Origin of the sequence: Mycobacterium shigaense (assembly GCF_002356315.1) — a bacterium.
Classification (GTDB): Bacteria; Actinomycetota; Actinomycetes; order Mycobacteriales; family Mycobacteriaceae; genus Mycobacterium; species Mycobacterium shigaense.
On record NZ_AP018164.1, the window covers coordinates 2,853,258 to 2,874,550 of the forward strand.

22 protein-coding genes and 4 pseudogenes are annotated in these 21,293 nt (G+C 67.1%); 12 read left to right on the top strand and 14 right to left on the bottom strand.

Annotation, left to right across the window (positions count from 1 at the left end; translation table 11 throughout):
• Positions 1 to 73 precede the first annotated feature (73 nt).
• Positions 74 to 1,363 (top strand): competence/damage-inducible protein A, encoded by a 1,290-nt coding sequence (locus tag MSG_RS13295; protein ID WP_456299068.1) that lies wholly within the window; start codon positions 74 to 76, stop codon positions 1,361 to 1,363.
• An 80-nt stretch (positions 1,364 to 1,443) separates the two neighbouring features.
• Here the strand turns inward: MSG_RS13295 and MSG_RS13300 are convergent, their stop codons facing one another.
• Positions 1,444 to 2,754: an MFS transporter gene (locus MSG_RS13300; protein ID WP_373421193.1), complete on the bottom strand. Its 1,311-nt coding sequence runs from the start codon at positions 2,752 to 2,754 to the stop codon at positions 1,444 to 1,446.
• A 165-nt stretch (positions 2,755 to 2,919) separates the two neighbouring features.
• On the opposite strand from MSG_RS13300, the pseudogene MSG_RS13305 reads away from it, so the two are divergent.
• The 3 genes and pseudogenes from MSG_RS13305 to MSG_RS13315 all read left to right on the top strand — a co-directional run bounded on the left by MSG_RS13305 (position 2,920) and on the right by MSG_RS13315 (position 4,682).
• A pseudogene (locus tag MSG_RS13305) lies at positions 2,920 to 3,426 on the top strand (amidohydrolase family protein).
• A gap of 104 nt (positions 3,427 to 3,530) precedes the next feature.
• Positions 3,531 to 3,932: a phage holin family protein gene (locus MSG_RS13310; RefSeq protein ID WP_096440261.1), complete on the top strand. Its 402-nt coding sequence runs from the start codon at positions 3,531 to 3,533 to the stop codon at positions 3,930 to 3,932.
• 330 nt (positions 3,933 to 4,262) lie between these two features.
• On the top strand, positions 4,263 to 4,682 hold the full coding sequence (locus tag MSG_RS13315; RefSeq protein WP_096444462.1) for an anti-sigma factor antagonist: 420 nt from the start codon (positions 4,263 to 4,265) through the stop codon (positions 4,680 to 4,682).
• Here MSG_RS13315 and MSG_RS13320 read toward each other — a convergent pair.
• From MSG_RS13320 to MSG_RS13340, 5 genes and pseudogenes are all read right to left on the bottom strand, one after another.
• Positions 4,679 to 4,918: pseudogene (locus MSG_RS13320) on the bottom strand (FAD-dependent oxidoreductase); the annotation flags it as partial. The gene MSG_RS13315 and the pseudogene MSG_RS13320 sit on opposite strands and share 4 nt — an antisense overlap.
• 23 nt (positions 4,919 to 4,941) lie before the next feature.
• On the bottom strand, positions 4,942 to 5,472 hold the full coding sequence (locus tag MSG_RS13325) for a hypothetical protein (RefSeq protein ID WP_232011283.1): 531 nt from the start codon (positions 5,470 to 5,472) through the stop codon (positions 4,942 to 4,944).
• Between the two features lie 117 nt (positions 5,473 to 5,589).
• The gene (locus MSG_RS13330; RefSeq protein WP_096440264.1) at positions 5,590 to 6,084 is read right to left on the bottom strand and encodes an SRPBCC family protein; all 495 of its coding nucleotides are present in this window, start codon (positions 6,082 to 6,084) and stop codon (positions 5,590 to 5,592) included.
• Positions 6,084 to 6,713: a nitroreductase family protein gene (locus MSG_RS13335; RefSeq protein WP_096440266.1), complete on the bottom strand. Its 630-nt coding sequence runs from the start codon at positions 6,711 to 6,713 to the stop codon at positions 6,084 to 6,086. Before MSG_RS13335 ends, MSG_RS13330 begins: the two co-directional genes overlap by 1 nt.
• Positions 6,714 to 6,745: 32 nt before the next feature.
• Positions 6,746 to 7,228 carry a carboxymuconolactone decarboxylase family protein gene (locus tag MSG_RS13340; protein WP_096440268.1) on the bottom strand — a complete coding sequence of 161 codons (483 nt, stop codon included), beginning with the start codon at positions 7,226 to 7,228 and terminating at the stop codon, positions 6,746 to 6,748.
• Positions 7,229 to 7,422: 194 nt separating this feature from the next.
• Between MSG_RS13340 and MSG_RS13345 the strand changes: the two genes are divergently transcribed.
• Entirely contained in the window at positions 7,423 to 8,112 is a 690-nt protein-coding gene (locus MSG_RS13345; protein ID WP_232011284.1) for a hypothetical protein, read from the top strand.
• Between the two features lie 205 nt (positions 8,113 to 8,317).
• Here MSG_RS13345 and MSG_RS13350 read toward each other — a convergent pair whose 3' ends face one another.
• Together MSG_RS13350 and MSG_RS13355 are read right to left on the bottom strand one after the other, a co-directional pair.
• Entirely contained in the window at positions 8,318 to 9,298 is a 981-nt protein-coding gene (locus MSG_RS13350; RefSeq protein ID WP_096440273.1) for an NAD(P)H-dependent flavin oxidoreductase, read from the bottom strand.
• Positions 9,295 to 9,687, bottom strand: coding sequence for a tautomerase family protein (locus MSG_RS13355; protein ID WP_096440275.1), 393 nt, complete (start codon positions 9,685 to 9,687; stop codon positions 9,295 to 9,297). Before MSG_RS13355 ends, MSG_RS13350 begins: the two co-directional genes overlap by 4 nt.
• 90 nt (positions 9,688 to 9,777) lie before the next feature.
• Between MSG_RS13355 and MSG_RS13360 the strand changes: the two genes are divergently transcribed.
• Entirely contained in the window at positions 9,778 to 10,653 is an 876-nt protein-coding gene (locus tag MSG_RS13360) for a LysR family transcriptional regulator (protein ID WP_096440277.1), read from the top strand.
• A gap of 24 nt (positions 10,654 to 10,677) precedes the next feature.
• Here the strand turns inward: MSG_RS13360 and MSG_RS25590 are convergent.
• From MSG_RS25590 to MSG_RS13380, 4 genes and pseudogenes are all read right to left on the bottom strand, one after another.
• Positions 10,678 to 10,773: pseudogene (locus tag MSG_RS25590) on the bottom strand (SRPBCC family protein); the annotation flags it as partial.
• Between the two features lie 39 nt (positions 10,774 to 10,812).
• Entirely contained in the window at positions 10,813 to 11,817 is a 1,005-nt protein-coding gene (locus tag MSG_RS13370) for a zinc-binding dehydrogenase (RefSeq protein WP_096440279.1), read from the bottom strand.
• A 60-nt stretch (positions 11,818 to 11,877) separates the two neighbouring features.
• Positions 11,878 to 12,119 (bottom strand): annotated as a pseudogene (locus tag MSG_RS13375) (transcriptional regulator).
• Positions 12,120 to 12,150: 31 nt separating this feature from the next.
• The gene (locus MSG_RS13380; RefSeq protein ID WP_142404516.1) at positions 12,151 to 12,876 is read right to left on the bottom strand and encodes a hypothetical protein; all 726 of its coding nucleotides are present in this window, start codon (positions 12,874 to 12,876) and stop codon (positions 12,151 to 12,153) included.
• Between the two features lie 48 nt (positions 12,877 to 12,924).
• On the opposite strand from MSG_RS13380, the gene MSG_RS13385 reads away from it, so the two are divergent.
• The 5 genes from MSG_RS13385 (at position 12,925) to MSG_RS13405 (ending at position 18,661) form a co-directional block, all read left to right on the top strand.
• Complete coding sequence (locus tag MSG_RS13385; protein ID WP_096440284.1) at positions 12,925 to 13,647, top strand: MBL fold metallo-hydrolase; 723 nt, start codon at positions 12,925 to 12,927, stop codon at positions 13,645 to 13,647.
• Between the two features lie 331 nt (positions 13,648 to 13,978).
• Entirely contained in the window at positions 13,979 to 16,279 is a 2,301-nt protein-coding gene (gene aceA, locus MSG_RS13390; protein ID WP_096440286.1) for an isocitrate lyase ICL2, read from the top strand.
• A gap of 350 nt (positions 16,280 to 16,629) precedes the next feature.
• Positions 16,630 to 16,854, top strand: coding sequence for a hypothetical protein (locus MSG_RS13395; protein WP_096440288.1), 225 nt, complete (start codon positions 16,630 to 16,632; stop codon positions 16,852 to 16,854).
• 157 nt (positions 16,855 to 17,011) lie between these two features.
• Positions 17,012 to 17,365: a hypothetical protein gene (locus MSG_RS25350; RefSeq protein WP_181159224.1), complete on the top strand. Its 354-nt coding sequence runs from the start codon at positions 17,012 to 17,014 to the stop codon at positions 17,363 to 17,365.
• 132 nt (positions 17,366 to 17,497) lie between these two features.
• Positions 17,498 to 18,661: an LLM class flavin-dependent oxidoreductase gene (locus tag MSG_RS13405; RefSeq protein WP_096444464.1), complete on the top strand. Its 1,164-nt coding sequence runs from the start codon at positions 17,498 to 17,500 to the stop codon at positions 18,659 to 18,661.
• Between the two features lie 335 nt (positions 18,662 to 18,996).
• On the opposite strand, the gene MSG_RS13410 is transcribed toward MSG_RS13405, so the two are convergent.
• Positions 18,997 to 19,452, bottom strand: a complete 456-nt coding sequence (locus tag MSG_RS13410; RefSeq protein ID WP_096440292.1) for an SRPBCC family protein — start codon at positions 19,450 to 19,452, stop codon at positions 18,997 to 18,999.
• Positions 19,453 to 19,790: 338 nt separating this feature from the next.
• Between MSG_RS13410 and MSG_RS13415 the strand changes: the two genes are divergently transcribed.
• Positions 19,791 to 20,864, top strand: a complete 1,074-nt coding sequence (locus tag MSG_RS13415) for a serine hydrolase domain-containing protein (protein ID WP_096440294.1) — start codon at positions 19,791 to 19,793, stop codon at positions 20,862 to 20,864.
• Here the strand turns inward: MSG_RS13415 and MSG_RS13420 are convergent, their stop codons facing one another.
• On the bottom strand, positions 20,865 to 21,242 hold the full coding sequence (locus MSG_RS13420; RefSeq protein WP_096440296.1) for a hypothetical protein: 378 nt from the start codon (positions 21,240 to 21,242) through the stop codon (positions 20,865 to 20,867). It lies immediately after the preceding gene.
• Between the last annotated feature and the right edge of the window lie 51 nt (positions 21,243 to 21,293).

Below are 21,293 nucleotides of genomic sequence, written 5' to 3' on the forward strand. Positions count from 1 at the left end.
CGAGCGTGCACTGACCGGCGTGCGCGCACACGCGACGCCGGGGATGCGCACTGGCGCCAGTAGGCTCATGCCGGTGAGCGCACGCGCAGGCATCGTCGTCACCGGTACCGAAGTCCTCACCGGCCGCGTCCAGGACCGCAACGGGCCGTGGATCGCGGACCGGCTGCTCGAATTGGGTGTGGAGCTGGCTCACATCACCATCTGCGGCGACCGCCCTTCCGACATCGAGGCCCAGCTCCGCTTCCTGGCCGACCAGGGCGTGGACCTGATCGTCACCAGCGGCGGCTTGGGTCCGACGGCCGACGACATGACCGTCGAGGTGGTGTCGCGCTTTTGCGGGCGGCAGCTGGTGCTCGACGGAGAAGTCGAGGCGAAGATCGCCAACATACTGAAAAAGCTTATGGCGCACTTCGATTCGGAAAGTTTTGACGCGGTGCGTGCCGCCAACCGCAAGCAGGCGATGGTTCCCGCCGGTGCACAGGTGCTCGATCCCGTGGGGACCGCCCCCGGCGTCGTGGTGCCCGGAAAGCCCACCGTGATCGTGCTCCCCGGACCCCCGCGCGAGCTGCAGCCGATGTGGCACCGGGCCATCGAAACTGCCGGCGCGCAGGACGCGATCGCCGGCCGGACTATTTACCGGCAGGACACCATCCGGATGTTCGGACTGCCCGAGTCGGGCCTGGCCGAAACGCTGCGGGACGCCGAGAAATCCGTGCCCGGATTCGCATCGCTGGAGATCACCACGTGCCTGCGGCGGGGCGAGATCGAGATGGTCACCCGCTATGAGCCCGACGCTGCCGACGCCTACGCCCGACTGACCCAGTTGCTGCGCGATCGGCACGGTAATCAGCTGTACTCCGAGGACGGCTCGCAGGTGGACGATCTGGTCGCGCGGTTACTGTCCGGCCACCGGATCGCCACCGCGGAGTCCTGCACCGCGGGTCTGGTGGCCGCCCGGCTGACCGACCGGCCCGGTTCGTCGGAGTACGTGATGGGCGGCGTCGTCAGCTATTCCAACGACGCCAAAGTGCAGCTGCTCGGCGTCGACGCCGCGCTGATCGCGGAGCACGGCGCGGTCTCGGAACCGGTGGCCGAGGCGATGGCCGCGGGCGCCTTGCAGCGCTTCGGTGCCGATACTGCCATCGCGATCACCGGAATCGCCGGCCCCGGCGGCGGAACGCCGGAAAAACCGGTGGGCACCGTGTGTTTCACCGTGCGGCTCGCCGCCCGCGGCGCCGCGGCCGAGCAGATAGTCACTCGGACGCTGCGGCTGCCTGGCAACCGCTCCGACATCCGGGAACGCTCGGCAACGGTCGCGATGCACATGCTGCGCCGGGCCCTGAGCGGACAGGCGCCGCTCTAGCCCGACGGTGGCGACCCGCCTCGCCCAGCCAGGCCGCGCTCGCGATCGCCACTAAGCCCGATGGTGGCCACCCGGTAAGGTCACTTTAGTTCCGTTGGCAGGAAAGCGCTTTCGGTGGTGCCGAAGCGGATTCCCGTCGCGTCCTTGCCAATCAGCGTCAGAAACGCCACGGCGATCAACACCGGCACGATCGTCACGGTCAATGCGAATGGATAGCCGTTCGACTCGGCCAGCCGCTCCTGGATGGGCAGATTGAACGCGGCCAGCAGATTGCCGAGCTGATAGGTCACCCCGGGGTAGAGGCCGCGGATGGCGTCGGGCGACATCTCGGTCAGGTGCGCGGGAATCACGCCCCAGGCGCCCTGCACGCAGACCTGCATCAAGAACGAACCCAGGCACAGCATCGCGGCAGTCCGAGAGTAGGCGAACAACGGAACGATCGGCAGCCCCAAAATCGCACAGAACACCACGGTGTAGCGGCGGCTGAACCGTTGCGACATCGAGCCGAAGAACAGCCCGCCGATGATGGCACCGATGTTGTAGACCACCACGATCCACTTGACCGTCACGCTGTTAAGGCCGGCGCCGTGGTTGGCCGTCGACCCGAGGAACGTCGGGTAGACGTCCTGGGTGCCGTGGCTCATCCAATTGAAGGCGGTCATCAACAGCACCAGGTAGACGAAGCGGCGGATGATCGCGCCGTCACGCAGCACGTCTCGAATGCGGGTGTTGGTGAGTTTCATCTGGTCCTGGGCGGCCTCCCATACCTCCGACTCCTGCACCCGGTACCGGATGATGAGGCTGATCAGAGCCGGAATGACGGATAGGCCGAACAGCCATCGCCAAGACAATCCCAGCCAGTCCAGCACGACCAGCGATCCCACACTGGCCAGCAGGTAACCGAACGCGTAGCCCTCCTGCAGCAGCCCGGAGAAAAAGCCCCGCCGTTCGGGTGGGACCTTCTCCATGGCGAGCGCGGCGCCCAGCCCCCATTCGCCGCCCATGCCGATGCCGTACAGCAGTCGCAGGATGACCAGCACCGTGAAGTTCGGCGCGAACGCGCACAAAAATCCGACGATCGAGTAAAAGATCACGTCCACCATCAGCGGGGTCCGGCGGCCGACGCGGTCGGCCCACAGCCCGAACAGCAAGGCTCCCACCGGACGCATCGCCAGGGTCGCCGTCGTGATGAAGGCGACCTCTGCCTTGCTGTGGTGAAAGGTCTTTGCGATGTCGGCATACACGAACACCACGATGAAGTAATCGAAGGCGTCCATCGTCCAGCCCAGCATCGCGGCAATGAAAGAATTTCGCTGATCGGCGTTGATCCGTTGAGTTGTCACGTCAGCATCGTGGCGCACCCAGCGCCCCGATGCGAGCCGTTTCACCATGGAAACCGCGAGAGTAGGTTTCCGGTACATGCGGATCATCGATGCCGATGGTCACGTTGACGAGAACTCCTCGTTGGCGATCTAAGCGATCAAGCGCTGGCCGGACTACATGAAGGCTCGCAACCTCGACCCGACCCGTTTTACGCCACCGCGGTGGATCTGGGGATGCCGCTGGGTGTGCACGGCGCCCCCGGTACCCACCTGCCGAAGATCGGCGTGGACCGCTTCACCAACTACATCCAGGTGCACTGCATCAGCTTTCCTTTCGACCAGATGACGGCGATGACCGCGATGGTGTCCGGCGGCGTCTTCGAACGACATCCGCAGCTGCGCGTCGCCTTCCTCGAGGCGGGCGCCGGGTGGGTGCCCTTCTTTATCGATCGCCTCCACGAGCATTACGAAAGCGAGGGGACTGGGTCGACCGCGGCTGGCGGCGTGATCCGTACGAGTATCTGCCGGGCGGGCAACATCTAGGTGACCTGCGAGCCGGAAGAACCGATCCTGCCCGGCGTGATCGACGTGCTCGGCGCCGACTTCATCATGTTCGCCAGCGACTACCCGCACTGGGACGGCGAGCAGCGGAGAGCACCAAGCATATGGACCCGCGCCGACATCAGCGAGGAGGCACGTGAAAGATCGGCGGGAGCAATGCGCAGCTCTTCTACACCCTGAATTGAGCCGCTGCGCAAGCCTCGGAGGCACCCGATCAGATTGTCCGAGAGCCAATTTGGCTAGGCCGTTACGTGTGGGGCCGTTCGGTGGCAGGATCTTGCGACATGGGTCCGTTTCTCGCTCGCGCCGCGTTGACCGGCTTGGCGTTGTGGGTGGTCACCAAGTTCGTCCACGGCCTGACCTTCGTCGGCGGCGCCAACACGTTGCAGCGGGTCGGCATCATCTTCGTCGTGGCGGTGATCTTCGGAGTGGTCAACGCGATCATCAAGCCGATCGTGCAGTTGCTGTCGATCCCGCTCTACATCGTGACGCTCGGCCTCTTCCACATCGTCGTCAACGCGTTGATGATCTGGATCACCGCGCGGATCACCGAAAACACCACCCACTGGGGCCTGCAGATCGATCACTTCTGGTGGACCGCGATCTGGGCCGCGATCGTGTTGTCGATCGTCAGTTGGCTCCTGTCGATCGCGAGCCGCGACGTGCGGCGCGCGACCAGCCGGTAGGCGAACACACGCGCGAGTGGCAACGGGCGCGCGCGGGCGTGTAACGCGATGTTACGGGCGTACCGACGTCCCGGTTAAGCGGTTAAGCTGATCGAAATGGTATGGGTTTCAGGGACGTTCGAGACCGCAGGCCGGGAGCAACCGACAACAGCCGTTTGCAATTTGCGGACGACGAATTTGTGAAATTTCGCGTCGGCAAACCCTAATTGCACATATGCTAAGCACCACCATCGCAACCGATCGGGTCCTCGGTTCGACGGCCAGTCCAGCCACCTTTCGAGACAAGGCGGCGTCGCCACCAGCCCCTCAAGACGACGGGATGCCGCAATGATGCATAGTGCCGCGGTTGGAAGCTCCTCGCGGGCTTTCAACGGCTCATTCCGTCCGCAAGCCGCCGACGCGCAGAGCGCCTTGCGCGCAGTCACCGAATGTAGCGGTTCCTCGGTGGTCATCCACGTGGGCGGCGACATCGACGCCAGCAACGAAAGCGCGTGGCGCCACCTGCTGAGTCAGGGTGCCGCCCAGGCCGTCGCGCCCGGTTCGTTCGTGATCGACCTGCGCGAGCTGGATTTCATGGGATCCCGGGGTTATGCAGTGTTGGCGCACGAAGCCGTGCAATGCCGCGGTCGCGGCATCAGCCTGCGGTTGGTGACCAGCCAGCCGATCGTGGCCCACACGTTGACCGCGTGCGGGCTGCGCCCGCTGGTCCCGACCTACGCGACCGTAGAGACCGCGCTCGCCGTCGGCTAACGATCGGCGCCGGCCAGCCGCACCACATCGCGCGCGCAACCCCAAGACAGTGTCACCCCGTTGCTGCTGTGCCCGTAATTATGGATGCAGCGCCCCGACCCCAGTGGCTCGGCCTCCAGGCGCACCGACGGGCGGTCCGGACGCAACCCGGTGATCGTCTCGATGATCTCGGCGTCCCGGAGCCGCGGCTCGATGTCGCGGCAGCGCCGCAGGATTCGGTCCGTCACGTCGGGGTCGCCGGGACCCGGTCATGGCTCGATCAGGAATGCGGCGGGGCGGGCTGGCCGCGCGGCGCAAGCAGCCCGTTGAGGATGCCGAGGCCGGCCTGCACCTGCGGGCCGGAAGCTTCCGGCGGCGGGGTGGCGTCCGGAGTCAGCTCCCAGGGTTGGCAGCCATCGGTCTTGAACGCTTTGTCCGTGCCTTGAATCTGGACGACCTGCGCCTTCTTGCTCAGCGAGTTGTCCAGCAACGCGCCGTCGGGGTTGCCCATCCGCTTCCAGTAGCACGTCCCGTTCCCCACGGGGCCCGCGCTCGAGTAGGTGCCCGGCACGATATCCGAACCGACCGCGTAGGTGCCGTCCTTGTCGATGGTCGTCTTCGGCTCGGATCCCGGCGTCGGCGACGGTGTGGCGCCCGGCGAAGCCGCGGGCGACGGTGACGCCGAGGGCGCTGCTGAAGGTGCAGGTGAGGCGGCCGGGGACGGCGAAGCCGAGGCCGTCGGCGACGGGCCCCGCGTCTCGTCCGGATCGGCGGCGGCGACGGCCGTCGACACGGCCCAGCCCGCGACCATCAGACTCGCAGCGGCCACCCGCGCAACGCTTGGTACTCCATCCATAGGAATCGAGGGTACCGGCGTCGAGAACCTAATTCACGTCGTTGTGAGATCTCCTCGGACGACCACGGACGCCTAGGCGAGGCGTCGCACCGTGCCGGCGAACCCGAGCGTGTGCTCGTAGGTGTCCAGGTTGTAGCGCGAAATCCTGGCGTGCACCGGGCGTTCGAGGAAGAAGCGCAGCACCGGGTTGTACGCGTGGTAGGTCTCGTGGAACGTCAGCACGGTGGTGCCGTCGGGCTGCTCCTCGAGTTCGTGATACCCCTCGGCGCGCGACCACAGCGGTGCGCCGACCGCCACGTAGCGCGACAACTTGTTCAGCTCGGCCTCCGTAACGGTCTCCCAGGACCGCGCCCGGCCGCCGGACAGAAGGTATTTGGGTACGGGAAAGACGCAGGTGCGGACCAGTCCCTCGCCGGCCTCGTTGCCCTCGTTGAGGATTTCCATGCTGCCGGTCGGCCACATGAGGACCCGGGGTCGGGGCGCATCCGGCGGCACCGGCGGGTGCAAGGCCCGCCAGACTTTCCGCGGCGGCGCGTCGATGTGGAATTTCACGGTGTAGGACTGCATCAGCCGTCTCCCCAGCCATCCCAATAGGTGATGGTTTCCGCGGGCGGCCGCGCGGCCGGCCGGAACTCAGTGCCGATCGTGTAGGCGACCGGGAACAACGCGGCCTGGGTGACCGTGGCCGGGATGCCGAGCAACTCGGCGACCTCTTTCTCCTTGAACAGGTGCATGGTCGTCCACACCGATCCCAGCCCGCGGGATCGCAGCGCCAGCAGGAAGCTCCAGCCCGCCGGGATGATCGAGGCCCAGGCCGCCGCGGCAATGCCCAGCTCCGCGGTGTCGATGCGCTGGGTGAGGCACGGAATCACGTGCACCGGAACCTGCCCCAGCGTCTCGGTCAGGCTCATCGCGCTCTGGTACACGCGCTGCGTCTGCGGGTCCGTCGCGTTCTCGGCGGCGTACGCCAGGTACTGCGCGCCGATGGTCCGGTAGATCTCGGCGATCGCGGCACGCTTGTCGGCATCGGTGATCACCAGCCAGCGCCAGTCCTGGGTGTTGCTGGCCGTGGGCGCCTGCATCGCCAGCTGGATGCATTCCAGGATCACATCGTGGCTGACCGGACGGGTCAGGTCGAGTCGCTTGCGAACCGCCCGTGTGGTGCTCAGCAGCTCGTCGACGGTGGCGATGTCCATGGGTTCCCTCCGGAGGTTCGGCCGATACTCGGTCAGAGGTCGACGGCGCAGGACTGCTCCACGCCCAGCACGGTCAGGGAGCGCCCCAGGCCGAGAAATACGGCGACGCACAGCGTGAGGTCCAGAATCTCCTCGTCGGAGAACGCCCCCCGAAGCCGTTCGAAGAACGCGTCGCCCATCGACGCGTGGTCGGTCGCGAAGCGTTCGGCGAATTCGATGGCGAGCCGTTGGCGCGGCGTGTAGCCCGGGTAGCTGGCGTACGCCGCGACGTTGTCGTAGAGCTCGGCCGGCACGCCCGCGTCGAGCACCGACTGGGCCCGAAAGCCCGAGCACGCAACGCAATCGTTGATCTGCGCGATCCGCATTCTGGCGAGTTCACGCTCGTCGGCGGGCATAATGCTTTGCTGATACCCACCGCGGATCATTCGCTCGACCATGCCACCAAGCTCCGGTCGCATCGTCCAGATCATGGTGGCTTCGCCGCCGGGGCCGTCCGGCACATCGAGCCTTGCCATCAACGAACTCCTGCCCGGTAGGGGGCGTACCGGATCGAGCAAACCAGATTCTCGACTCAGCTGTCTAGATCGCCCGGCCAGCGCAATAGCGCCTATGTAGACCCGGCATGGACCCGTTAGGCTTTCCGGTCTACCGTCCCTTCAGCGGCGTCTAGCCCCGGCGCCGCGACTGGGAGGTACAGCGCGTGCTGTTCATGCACGAGGTACACACGGTGCGTGGCCGCGCCGAAGACGAGTTCGAAGCCGCCTTCCGTGACGGCTGGTTGCCCATGCTCGCCGCCGGCGACGATGCCCGGCTGCTGTGGTACTCCAACCAGGCGCACGGCAGCGGCCCCGCCTACACCGTGATCACGGTGACCGCCGTTCGCGACGGAGCGGCGTGGGAGCGGCTGACGCTGCGGGTCCAAAAAGGTGACCTGCGGGAGTGGATACGCGGCCTCGACGAACTGCGCCACGAGGTCGACGCCAAGCTGCTGGTGCCGCTGCCGTGGTCGCCGCTGCAAGACGTGCGGTTCGACGACGTGCCCGTCGACGGGCGCGAGCACGAGATGACGCTCTACATGGAAGACACCATGTGGCCGTATGAAGACAAATTCGAGGAATACATCGTCCGCTGCGGCGAGGTGTATGCCAGAAGTCTCGACGAACCGTCCTCGATGCTCACCATGCACGCCGCCTTCCAGCCGGCGCTGGGCAGTCACGTGCGCCGCGAGGTGATCCTCATGCAGCGCATCAGCCGGCCGGAGGCGCTGCTGGATCTGCTGCGCAGCCACATCCCCGCCGAATACCGCGCGCCGGGCACCTGGATGCACGACGCCCTCGACTTGCGCGACCAGTGGACCACCCGGTTGCTGCGGACCGCCGAGTGGTCGCCGCTGTACTAGGAGCACGACGCCGCCGTGAACACGGGCAACGCCGTCGACGACCGCTCCATCAGCTACGGCGAGCTGATGACGACGGTAAGACGTTGTGCCACTGGCCCTCTCGTGCACGGCGTGACGCCGCCGCAGCGCGTCCCGGTCGTCGACACCGGCAGGTCGAGCACCGCGGATCGGGCAGCCAGTTGTTCGAAGCCCTCAAATGCCGCGATCAGTGGGACACCCGGTTGCTGCGGACGTCGGCCGGGTCACCCCCGTATTGAGCGTCGCGCACCATCTCGCGCACGATGTCGGCAGCCGGGCGGATATCGTGGACGAGCCCTATCGCCTCGCCCACGATGATCGGGGCGGCGTCGAAATCCTCTGCGGCTACGGCCTTCTGGAATATCTCCAGCACGTCCGACTGTGCCGCCGATAGCCCGTCGCTGCCGTGCCACGCGTCGAGGAACGGGTTGCTCAATGCTCGGACCGTATATTCGTGAGGCCAGTCGAGCTGCCGCACTACGTCATACACGCGGGTCCGAAGAGTTGCGTCCCCGCCGGCGGACATCGCCCGTTGCTGGGCTCGCCGTGACACCAACGCCTCCGCGCTCGCCCAAAACCGTGTTCCTACCAGGACCCCGTCGGCGCCCAGAGCCAGCGCCGCCGCAAGCCCTCGGCCATCGGCGACACCGCCGGCCGCCACCACCAGGGTTTCCGGCGACCGCGCTGCGACGAGGTCGGCCACCTCGGGCACCAGCGTGAAGGTGGACCGAGCGGTCATGCCGTGACCGCCGGCCTCGCCACCCTGTGCCACGATGACGTCGGCGCCGGAGTCGAAGGCCTGGCGGGCGTGCTCGAGGTTCTGCACCTGGGCGATCAGCGGAACACCGGCCACGCGAATACGGTCCGCGAACGGGCGTAGATCGCCGAACGACAACATGATTGCGGCGGGCTGCCGCTCGAGCGCCCGGTCGAGCAGCGCGGGCTGCCCGGCCAGGCCCCAGGTGATGAAGCCGCATCCCACCGTGGCTGCTCCGGCGTTGTCGAATTCGCTGTCCAGCCAAGCGGCATCGCCGTAGCCGCCACCGATGAGGCCCAGGCCGCCAGCCGATGTCACCGCAGCCGCGAGCCGGCCGCCGGAGACCATGGCCATGGGCGCGAGCACAATCGGGTGCTCGATGCCGAAGAGGTCGGTGAGCCGGGTACTCATGCGAGCTCTCCGGTGAGAAATTGTGCCCGGCCATGGCCGAAAGACCAGTCCTCGTCTCCATTTTCGGTGATCGAGACAATCAGGTCGGCCGGTTCCACCCCGCATCGCTCGGCGAGGTTGGCTGCCAACAATTCGTAGAACCGTTCCTTCATGGCCCGGGTACGGCGCCGGCTCACCACGTGCACCACCACCAGCCGCGACGAGCGGTCGATACCCAAACCTGTGTCCCACGCGACGATTTCGTGCTCTGGATGGGTGTGCACCACTTGATAGCGGTCGCCCGGTGGCACGGCGAACGCTCCGACGACGGCGTCATGCGCCGCGTCCAGCAGCGCCCGGACCTCCGACGGGCTACGGCCCTCGATGAGATTGATGTACAGCAGCGGCATTTTTTCTCCTCTGGTCTGCCCGGTTACGACGTTAGGTCGGCCCGCAGCGGCGGTGAAATGCCTGTCGTAAGGCATCTATGCTCTTCAGGCATGGGCGTGCTGGACGGCGGACGCGTCGAGCTGCGTCATCTGCGGGCGTTCGAAGCGATCGCGCGGCTGGGATCGTTCACCCACGCCGCCGATGCGCTCAACATCACCCAACCCGCGCTGAGCCGCACCATTGCGCAGCTGGAAGACGCTCTCGGGGTGACCCTTCTCGATCGCAGCTCACGGCACGTGGAGATGACCCGGGCCGGCCGCTCCTTCTTCGACCATGCCGAACGGGTCCTCGCTGAGTTGGAACGTGGCATCGACGCCGTGCGCCGGCAGGCGAGTATTCGTCTCGGATTCAGCTGGCTGTTGCCCGACCCGTGGGCGCAGGACACCGTGGCACTGTTCGAGCGGGCCACTGCCGTGACGGTCAGTCTGATCCGGACGGACGATCCGTTGGCGGCCGTGCAGCAGGGCAAGGTCAATGTCGCCGTGGTACGCGGACAAGTGACGTCAACCGCCGTGCGCTTGGTCCACCTGTTCGACGAGGCGCGGGTGGCCGTGTGCGCCGTCCACTCGCCGTTGGCCACCGCGCCGGAATTGGACTGGGCCGACATCCCGCGCTGGCCGCTGGTGGTCAATATCGTCAGCGGGACCACCGGGCCGTGGTCCTGGCCGGCGGGAGAGGGCCCCGAAACCGTGCTCGAGACAACAAATTTCGACGAGTGGATCGAATCCGTCGCCGCCGGTCGCGGCATCGGGGTGATTCCCGACGTCGCCGTCAGGCGCAACATTCATCCCGGCGTGCGGTTCATCCCCCTGCGGGGGGCACCGCGGAGCCCGGTGGCCCTTGCTTTCCTGCCGCGGGCCCGCAATGCCGAACTGCGCCGCTTCGTCGAGGCTGCGGTCGCGAGCGCGGCGGAGTGCGGCGCCTGAACCGCCCACGCATCCTTCAGGCAGGGACCACTCGGGCAGTGATTCAACGTCGAATAGCACGTCCATGATCTCGTCGGGAGTCGCCTCGATGACGAGCTCACGTGAATCGGAGACGGCCATGCGGGCATGGTAACCGCCCGGCAACCACCCAAACCCGACTCAGGGCACCAGGACGACCTTGCCGATGTTTTCGCGCGCCGCCAGGATCCGGTGCGCTGCAGGCGCCTGCGCGAACGGCACGGCGGCGTGGACGACGGGGGAGATGGTGCTGTCCTGCAGCGCCGTGGTGAGCGGCGTGATCCAGGGTTCGAGGGTGCCGCGGTCGTCCCACAGCCGCAACATGTTCAGGCCGATGACAGCCTTGGACTCCGCGAGCTGGTCTAGCAAGTTGAAGCCGCGCAGCATCGCCAACGCCTGGGGCGCCGCCCGGCGCAGCGAGCGCTTCTCACCCTCCTGCAGATTCGAAACCCCATACCCGACAAGCCTTCCGCCCGGACGCAGTAGCGCGTAGGACCGCCGCAGCGACGTCCCGCCAAGCGCATCCAGGACCACGTCGTAGGGGTCGAGGCCCTTCCACCAACCATCGCGCCGATAGTCGATCGCGCGGTCCACTCCCAACTCGGCGAGCTTCGCGTGCTTTCCCGGCGATGCGGTGCCGTGCACCTGCGCGCCCGCGGCCTTGGCGAACTGGATGGCCGCGATGCCGACGCCGCCGGCCGCGGCGTGGATCAGCACGCGCTCGCCGGCGCGCAGGGACCCGTAGCCGTGCAGCGCCGCCCATGCGGTGGCGTAGTTGACGGGTACGGCTGCGCCCTGTTCGAAGCTGAGCGCCTCAGGCAGGCTCACCGAGTCGCCGGCCGCGACGTTGACGATTTCGGCGTAACCACCGAAACGCGTTCCGGCCAAGACCCGTTCGCCGACGCGTCCCGGATCGACGCCGTCGCCGACGGCCTCGACCGTCCCGGCGACTTCGTAGCCGACCACCGCCGGGAGCTTCGGCGCGTCGGGGTAGAGCCCGACGCGGGCAAGATGGTCGGCGAAGTTCACTCCGGCCGCGCGCACCGCGACCCGTAGCTGACCCGGACCCGGCGGCGGCGGGTCCGGGCGCTGCTGGACCTGCAGCACCGATGGGTCGCCCCGTTTGGTGATCACGACTGCGCGCATCGCGTTGCCCTTCTCATGCCTGCCCGGCGGTCTCGGCCAGCCGGGTCCTCGGGATCGCATTCACTTGAGCTCCTGTGCTGTCTTGGCGAGAACGGCAAGCCTTGCGCGCCAGAACTTCTCGAATGGTTGCAGCCACTGGTCGAGCTGCGCGAGCGGCTCCGCGGTCAACCGGTAGATGCGTCGCCGGTCGCTGAGTTCCCCCGCGGACAGCTCCCGCTCGGCAAGGATTTCCAGCAGCTGCCGGCGCACCGGATTCGCAGTGCGAGAAAAACGCGATCGGACGCCGCCACGCCCAGCAATATACGTCGGGAATTTCCGACACGTTAATGGCGCTCAGGGGTCGCCGGCGAACCACGCGGTGGCCACCGTCCGCGTCTGCGGAGGCGGAAAGTGGGCGTCACTCGGTCCCAGCGAACCGACCTTGACCGTCCAGATCGTCTGAGAGCGATCGATCGCAGGAGTGCCGGGGTTGGGGGTGGCGGCGACGAGCACGGCCGGGGTCTCCCCGGGGCAGCCGTACGCGCCGACCAGGCCGTCGTCGCGCCCTCCCGAGGCGCCGCCGTTGCGCAGGCGACATTGGGTGCCGTCGTCGAGGAGCAACGCAAACGGGGCCGGCGTCGCGGTCGGATGAACGTTGGGCAGCGGGCTGGTCTGGACCACGCGGTGCAGGGTTTTGGCCCACGGGTCGTCGAGGCACAGCAGGCTGTGCCGCTCCGACGGCCAGCACACGTCTGCCCCAGCGGCGCTGGGCGCGCACGAATAGATGTTGTCGGCGATCGCAGCCCGCGATGCGTCGCAGCCGAAGACCTCGCTGACGCCGGCCGGGTCACGCGGGGCGGGCGCCAACCGGTAGCCGTTGGCCGGATGCCCGTTTGCGTCGACGGCCACCGTCGCGATCACGCGGGTCCCGATGAATCTGACCAGCGACGCGGGCGGCGCAGGGGTGGTGGTCAGCAGCCCGCCCGTCGTCCGCCGGTACCAGAACACCCCCGTGGTGGCGGCGGCGAGCACCGCAGTGATGGCGGTGGCGATGAGAATCCAGCGCAATCTCCGCCTCATGACCGCATGGTACTTTTCTGCCCGCTGCCGGCGCGCTACCTTCGACCTGTGCACTTCGCGTGGGAGTTGCTGGGCCCTGGCGTGCATCGCTGTCGGCTGTCGTTCTGCGATGTCACCGTGGGTGTGGTGTCGGGCGTTGCCGGAGCGCTGCTGGTCGATAGCGGCACCACGCTGACTGAGGCGGCCGCGATCGATGCCGATGTGCGTGAGCTCGCCGGACACCCGGTCACTCATATTGTGTTGACACACAAGCACTTCGACCACGTTCTTGGTTCGGCGTGGTTCACCGGCGCCGAGGTTTACTGCGCGCCCGACGTTGCGGATCACCTGTCATCGAATACCGGGCAGCTCCGCGACCACGCCCTCAGCTACGGGGCCGACGCCGCGGAGATCGACCGCGCGATCGCGGCGCTGCGCCCCCCGCAGCATGCCGTCTACGAGGCGGTGATCGACCTCGGGGACCGCAGCGTGACAGTCGCGCACCCAGGCCGGGGCCACACCGCGTCCGACTTGGTGGTGAGTGCACCCAGGCCCGACGGGGACGAGGGCTCCGTGGTGGTTTTCACCGGCGATCTCGTTGAGGAGTCCGCCGACCCGTATGTCGATGCCGATTCCGATCTGGCGGCCTGGCCGGCGACCCTGGACCGGTTGCTCGCGCTCGACGGGCCTGACACCATCTATGTCCCGGGACACGGCAAGGTCGTCGACGCGGAGTTCATCCGACGCCAGCGGGACTGGTTGCACCGACGGGTGGGCTCGGCGCCCGGCTAGGGGCGGACAGGGCGACATGCCACCGGTGACAGCGCAAACTCCGTTTGCGCGGCGCCGATTCTTCCCGCGGTTTGCTGGCGGTGGGGATGTTCTTTTGTTTAAGGGTTTTTGCGGTTTGCTGAACCGCGCCACGCGGTTCGACCGCAGCCGACACCGATCCGGCCGGTCGACCCGGTCCGGCAAACGAAAAGCGTTGCACTCCAACGGTTAGCCGCGTCTGACAACGGCTTTGGTCCGGCTTAGAATCTCATTATTCAGCAATGATTGAACTCTTGGGTCCGGGGCTAGACTCACGTGCAGCGGAATCGTGCTGGAAGAGGAGCGTAAGGCCATGGCCATCATCGACGCGGACACCGAGGTCCCCGCCCCGTTCGAACAGGATCTCGAACAACAAATAGCCGCCACACAACGATACTTCGACGACCCACGTTTTGCGGGCATCATCCGCCTTTACACGGCCCGCCAAGTAGTGGAGCAACGCGGCACGATTCCGACCGACTACACCGTGGCCCGCGAAGCGGCGACGGCCTTCTATCCACGGCTTCGCGAGCTCTTCGCGGAGAAGAAAAGCATCACCACCTTCGGCCCGTACACGCCCGGCCAGGCCGTGAGCATGAAGCGGATGGGCATCGAGGGCATCTACCTCGGCGGTTGGGCAACCTCGGCCAAGGGTTCGACCACCGAGGATCCAGGACCTGATCTGGCCTCATACCCCCTCAGTCAGGTTCCCGACGACGCCGCGGTGCTGGTACGCGCCCTGCTGACGGCCGACCGCAATCAGCATTACCAGCGCCTGAACATGAGCGAGCAGCAGCGCGCGACGGCCCGGGAGTACGACTTCCGGCCGTTCATCATCGCCGACGCCGATACGGGTCACGGCGGCGATCCGCACGTGCGCAACCTGATCCGGCGCTTCGTCGAGGTCGGCGTGCCCGGGTACCACATCGAGGACCAGCGGCCGGGTACCAAGAAATGCGGTCACCAGGGAGGCAAGGTTCTGGTGCCCTCCGACGAGCAGATCAAACGCCTCAACGCGGCGCGTTTCCAGCTCGACGTCATGCGGGTGCCCGGCATCATCGTCGCGCGCACCGACGCCGAGGCGGCCAACCTGATCGACAGCCGCGCCGACGAGCGCGATCAGCCGTTCCTGCTCGGCGTCACCAACCTCGCCATCCCGTCGTACAAGGCCTGCTTCCTGGCGCTGGTGCGACGGTTCTACGAGCTCGGCGTCAAGGACCTCAACGGGCATCTGCTGTATGCGCTTCCCGAGGGCGAATACGGCATCGCCAACGCGTGGCTCGAACGCCAGGGCATTCTGGGCCTGGTCTCCGAAGCGGTTACCCAGTGGCGGGAAAACGGTCAGAACTCCATCGACGACGCCTTCGACCAGGTCGAGTCGCGGTTCGTCGCGGCCTGGGAGGACGACGCCGGGCTGATGACCTACGGCGAGGCCGTCGCGGAGGTGCTCGCGTTCGGCGAGAGAGAGGACGAGCCGCCGGGCATGAGCCCAGACGAGTGGCGCAAGTTCGCCGCGCGCGCATCCTTATACGCGGCCCGGGCGAAGGCCAAGGAGCTGGGTGTCGACCCGTCCTGGGACTGCGAGCTGGCCAAGACCCCGGAGGGTTACTACCAGATCCGCGGCGGCATCCCGTACGCCATCGCCAAGTCACTGGCGGCGGCACCGTTCGCCGACATCCTCTGGATGGAGACCAAGACGGCGGATCTTGCCGACGCCAAACAGTTCGCGGACGCGATCCACGCCGAATTCCCCGACCAGATGCTGGCCTATAACCTCTCGCCGTCGTTCAACTGGGACACGACCGGCATGAGCGACGAGGAGATGAAACAGTTCCCGGCCGAGCTCGGCAAGATGGGCTTCGTCTTCAATTTCATCACCTATGGCGGGCACCAGATCGACGGTGTGGCGGCCGAGGAGTTCGCCACCAACCTCAGGCAGGACGGCATGCTCGCGCTGGCTCGCCTGCAGCGCAAGATGCGCCTGGTCGAGTCGCCCTATCGGACGCCGCAGACCCTGGTCGGCGGCCCCCGCAGCGACGCCGCGCTGGCCGCGTCGTCGGGCCGCACCGCGACTACCAAGGCGATGGGCAAGGGCTCGACGCAGCACCAGCACCTCACCCAGACCGAGGTGCCAAAGAAGCTGCTCGAGGAATGGCTGGCGCTGTGGAGCGAGAACTACCAGCTGGACGAGAAGCTGCGGGTGACCCTGCGGCCGCGGCGCGCCGGCTCCGACGTGCTCGAGCTCGGGATCTACGGCAACGGCGACGAACAGCTGGCCAACGTCGTCGTCGACCCGATCAAAGACCGGCACGGCCGCAGCATCCTGCAGGTGCGCGACCAGAACACCTTCGCCGAGAAGCTGCGCCAGAAGCGGCTGATGACGCTCATCCACCTCTGGCTGGTGCATCGGTTCAAGGCCGACGCGGTGTACTACGTGACGCCGACCGAGGACAACCTCTATCAGACCGAGAAGATGAAGTCCCACGGAATCTTCAGCGAGGTCTACCAAGAGGTCGGCGAGATCATCGTCGCCGAGGTGAACAAGCCGCGCATCGCCGAGTTGCTGACTCCCGACCGGGTGGCGCTACGGAAGCTGATCACCAAGGAAGGCTGATCGCGCCCGCCAGCCGGTTCACGAAACTGTTTGGCGGGCAACATATTTCGCAGATCACGGCCGCTTGCCGCGGCACCGCGCCGTCATGCGTGCTCCAACGCCGCGGATAAAAGTTTGCTAACTCCGCTCCTGCGGAGCTGGTGACGCAGCCCTCCGGCGCTCGGCGATTCCGAGCCGCCAGGAGCGGGCCCGCTCCCCATGCGTGATGAGCTGCTCCAACATGGCGCGGCAGCGCGGCGCGCCAGCGATTAGCAGCCAGAGCATATTTTTTGTTCCGGCAATAGTTGCATAGGTGTATAGTTTAGCTAGTGGCAATTTCCCCCAATTGTGACGATCGAGAGGACGAACCGATGAAGTCTCCAACCAAGATGACGATGATGACCTTCAGTGGAGCGGCCGCGCTGGCCTTTGCCGTGGGATTCGGCGGCGTCGGCCCGACGCCGGTGGCCAACAAACCCAACCCGCCGACCAGCGCCTCGGCGCATGTGGTCCAGGCTCGGGCAGAGGCCGGCTCTACCGGGTCCCTGACGCAGCACGCTGAGTTCGTCGGATGCATCTCCGACCTGAATTGCTAGGCACCGGCAAATCACCGATAGCCCATCCCGCTGCCGGGGTGGGCTATCGAGTTTTTCTGCGCGACATCAGCTTCGGCGCCGTTTGCCGACCAAGCGAGCGGGTAATGAATCGGGGACCGATAGTTTCGCGCACGCAGTAATGAGAGCGAGGAGTCTGATGAGAACTGCAGCTAGGACGGCGTTTGCCGTTTTCGGCGGGGCAGCAATGCTCGTCGCGGCGGTGGGCTGCGGGGGCGGGAACAAGGGCGCTCCGAGCAGCACGACGCCCACCACATCGACTACTTACTCCAGCGTCGCGCCGTCCAGCGCTCCCGGCGGCGGAGGCGGCAGCGTCCCGGGTGGCCCGACCGGCGGCGGCGAGCCGGGCGGGGGAAGCGGCGCCATCCCGGGTGGCCCCACGGGTGGCGGCGGCCCCGGCGGCGGAAGCGGCAGCATCCCCGGCGTCGGCGGGGGCGGCGGCGGACCCGGTGGCGGCGGCGGCTGCATCGGCAACCTCTGCGGCGGCGGGTGAACCGCGCCTTGCGCCGGGCGCCACGGCACTGCAGCACCGAATAGATTTGCTGGGTGCCACGGATGTCACCTGGCGCCGGGCGCCCTGAGTTATGGTTCTCCGCAGCCCCACCGCGAAGGGAGTCCCATGACCATGACCAAGCTCAGGTTCGGATACTTCATCGCCCCGTTTCACCGCGCCGGCACCAACCCGACGCTCGCGCTGCAACGCGATCTGGAGTTCGTCCAGCATCTCGACGCCCTGGGCTTCGATGAAGCGTGGATCGGTGAGCATCACTCGGCGGGCAGCGAAATCATCAGCTCGCCAGAGATTTTCATCGCGGCTGCTGCGGAGCGGACCAAGTGGATCCGCTTCGGCACCGGGGTCATTTCGCTCTCGTACCACAACCCACTGTGGGTGGCCGACCGGTTGATGCTGCTGGATCACCTCACGCACGGCCGCATCATCGGGGGCGTGGGACCCGGCTCGCTACCCAGCGACTCGTCGATGATCGGGCTCACCCCGACCGACACCCGCGAGCTCCTCGAGACCAACCTCGACATCGTCGTTCGGCTGTTGGCGGGGGAGACGGTGAGCGCGAAAACCGCTACGCATCAACTGTTCGACGCCAGGCTGCAACTCGCTCCCTACTCCGACGGGGGTGTCCCGCTGGCGGTGGCCGCGGTGGCCTCGCCGACGGGCGCGCGACTGGCCGGCAAGTACGGCATCGGTCTGCTGTCCATCGGCGCCACCCTCACCATCGAGGGGTTCAACGCGCTGCAGTATCACTGGGACATCGTGGAAGAGCGCGCGGCGGTGTTCGGCACCCGGGTCGATCGCAGGAACTGGAGTCTGGTCGGTCCGTTCCACGTCGCCGAAACCGACAAGCAGGCGCGCGAGGACGTCAAATTCGGGCTCGAGTCCTGGTTCCGGTACTTCCAGAAGGTGGCCGCGTTCCCGCAGATGACCATGCCGGGCGAGCAGATCGACGAGATGATCGACGTCATCAACGAGAACGGCGCGGGCGTCATCGGCACGCCCGAACGGGCGCGCGAACAGGTGCAGCGGATGTGGGATCAATCCGGCGGCTTCGGCTGCATGCTGCAGATGGGCCACGAGTGGGCCAATCCGGCGGCGACCAAACGGTCCGCCGAGTTGTTCGCCGCCGAAGTGATGCCGCATTTTCAGGGCCAGGCGCAGCCGACGCTGGACGCCGCCGGGCGCGCCAGCGATGCGCGGGAAGGCCTTGCCGAATCGCAGAATCAGGCTGTCGCGCACATGACCAAGAAGTACCAGGACGAGGTCGACTCGAAGTAGCCCGCGCGCGGTTTCCTACGTCACCGCTAGGCCGTTCTCAGGCCACGCTAGCGACGTGGCGCAAACCTGATGTATGACCCCTCCGGCTTTCGGCTCCGGCACCCCGCGCCGGCACCTGCGAACCATGCAATCGGCCGCGGTCGCGGCCCTCGCGATGCTCGCGCTGTTCAACGCCGCGCGACCCGACACCGCACCGGGATCGGTGCGTCTGACGGCGATGGGCTCACCATTGCCTGCCGCCCCGCCGGGCGTCGCCCGCGGCGGCCTGGCGACCGATGACGGCGACGATCACGCCCAGCCACAAAACGCGAAAGCCATTGCGCGACAACGCGAAATCATCGGCCGGATTCGGCCGCCCGCACCAGCCGCTTGGCGAAAAAGCGGACCGCCCCGCCCATCGCGGCCCGCATGAAGGGGCCCGTCCCACGAACTCCCTCGACGAACGACCCGGTCCACCGGATGTCGGTACCGCCGGCCGCATTCGGCGTCAAAATCACTTCGCCGTGGTAATCCTTGGCCGGGGAGGCAGGCCCGACGAGTTTGTAAGCGTGCCGGCGATCCTGCTCGTACTCGACAGTTTCTTCCTGCACCAGGACAGGCCACAGCCCGATCTTTCGCACCGCACCGACGCCACCAGGGGCCGGATCGCCTTCGCGAGCCCAACTCGATTGCAGGATGATCGGTTTGGCCCAGTTCGACCAGTTCGCGCCGTCCGCCACGAGCCCGAACAGGGTGGCGGCAGGCGCACTGCTGGTCAAGTTGACCTCAAAGGAATACTTCCGACCCGACATCCCCAACTCCCGGTGACTTGCGCTGAACGAAACTGCGCGTACCCTACCGCGGAAACGGACCGGGCGGTCCACCGGCCGGGGCAGCGAAATTCCCCGACACGAGGACCCCCGCCGCCGGCCGATTGCGGCCCGCGGCAGCCGTCTCGCGTGCATACTCACCCTGTGGGCTCGGCCGGCCCGCCCCGGCCGGGCCGACACGGCATTGGCAGCTGGGCTGCGGCGATCGGGATTCGCGCCTGGCGATGCTGAAATGCCGCGAAAACGCCTGGCGGACAGCATTTTCAGGGCCGCCAGCTGGGATCGAGGGACATGGTGACGTGCGGCGACACCTGGTACTGATGGCGGTCGCGTTGGCGCTCGCCGCCTGCGGCAAGCCCACCGCGGCACCCGCGTCGAGTATCACGACGACCACGAACGCGGCCGACAACGCGGCGGCCAAGGCCAACAGCCAGCGGGTTCTCGACGACGCAGTCACACCGGGTGGGCCGGGCTGCTCAGCCGCGGTGGGTTCGGCGGGCAACGTCGTCTGGACCGGGGTGCGCGGCGCTGCGAACATCGCGTCCGGCGCGCCGATCACGCCCGACACCGTGTTCGACATCGGTTCGGTGTCCAAGCAGTTCACCGCGACCGCGATCCTGCTGCTTGCCGGGGCGGGAAAGCTGAGTGTTGACGACCCACTGTCCAAATATCTGACCGGGTTCCCGGCCTGGGCGTCCACCGTGACCGTCACCGAATTGATCCACCAAACCAGCGGCATCCCCGAGTACGAAGCCCTGCTCAATTCGCGCGGGCTCCACGCCACCGACCGCACCACCCAAGAGCAGGCCCTACAGGCGGTGGCGTCGGTTCCGCAGTTGGCTTTCCCGGCCGGCACCCGATTCGCCTACTCGGGTTCCAACTATCTACTGCTCGGCGAGATCGTATACCGGGTGTCGGCGCAGCCACTGCCAGAGTTCCTCAGCGCCAATATCTTTCGCCCACTCGGCCTGGCCATGACGATGGATCCGGTCGGCCAGGTTCCGCAGAAAGCAGTCTCCTACACCGGCGGCAGCGAGGGCTACCAGGTCACCGGCTCCGCCTGGGAGCAGGTCGGCGACGGCGCCGTGCAGACCACGCCCAGCCAGCTGGTCGGGCGGGCGGACAATTACCGGACCGGCCGCGTGGGCGGACCCAAACTGCTCGAGGCGCAGCTGGCCGGGGCGATGGAGATCGGCTCGGGTATCCCGGTGCGCTACGGCGCCGGCATCTACATCAAAGCTGACGGCGTCCTCGATCACGACGGCGCGTGGGCTGGGTACGTCACGGCATTCCGCGTCAGCAAGGACCGGCAGACATCGGTGGCCGTCAGTTGCAACACCGATGACCAGATCGCGGAGGCATTGGCCGAGTCGATAAGCAAGCTCTGGATGTAACTAGGCGAACTCGACGACGAGCCACCACACCAGCGCGCCGGCCAGCGCGAGCAGGCCCAGCATGATCACCGCGCGGGCGACCCGCGACTGGCGGTGGAACCACTGACCCAGCTGAGCACAGCGCCAATCCGTCCACGCATACGCGCGCGCGGCCCAGTCGGCTTCGACCGCCAGCAGGCGGAAGGCGACGAGCAGCGCGGGAATCCCGAACTCGGGGAGCGCCACGATCATCGGGACCGCGGCGACGAGCAGGACGGCGCCGAGCACGGCGACAGCAACCCGAATCGGAATCGCCCTGGCCCGGCCGCGTTCGCGGTAAGCGAGCACACGGGCCAGCGCGTCGGCGCGGCTTTCGCTGTGGCGATCGGCAGCGTTCACAGATGCTCCTCGACCCCCCGCGACGGCTTACGGCACGGACTCTATCGGAAC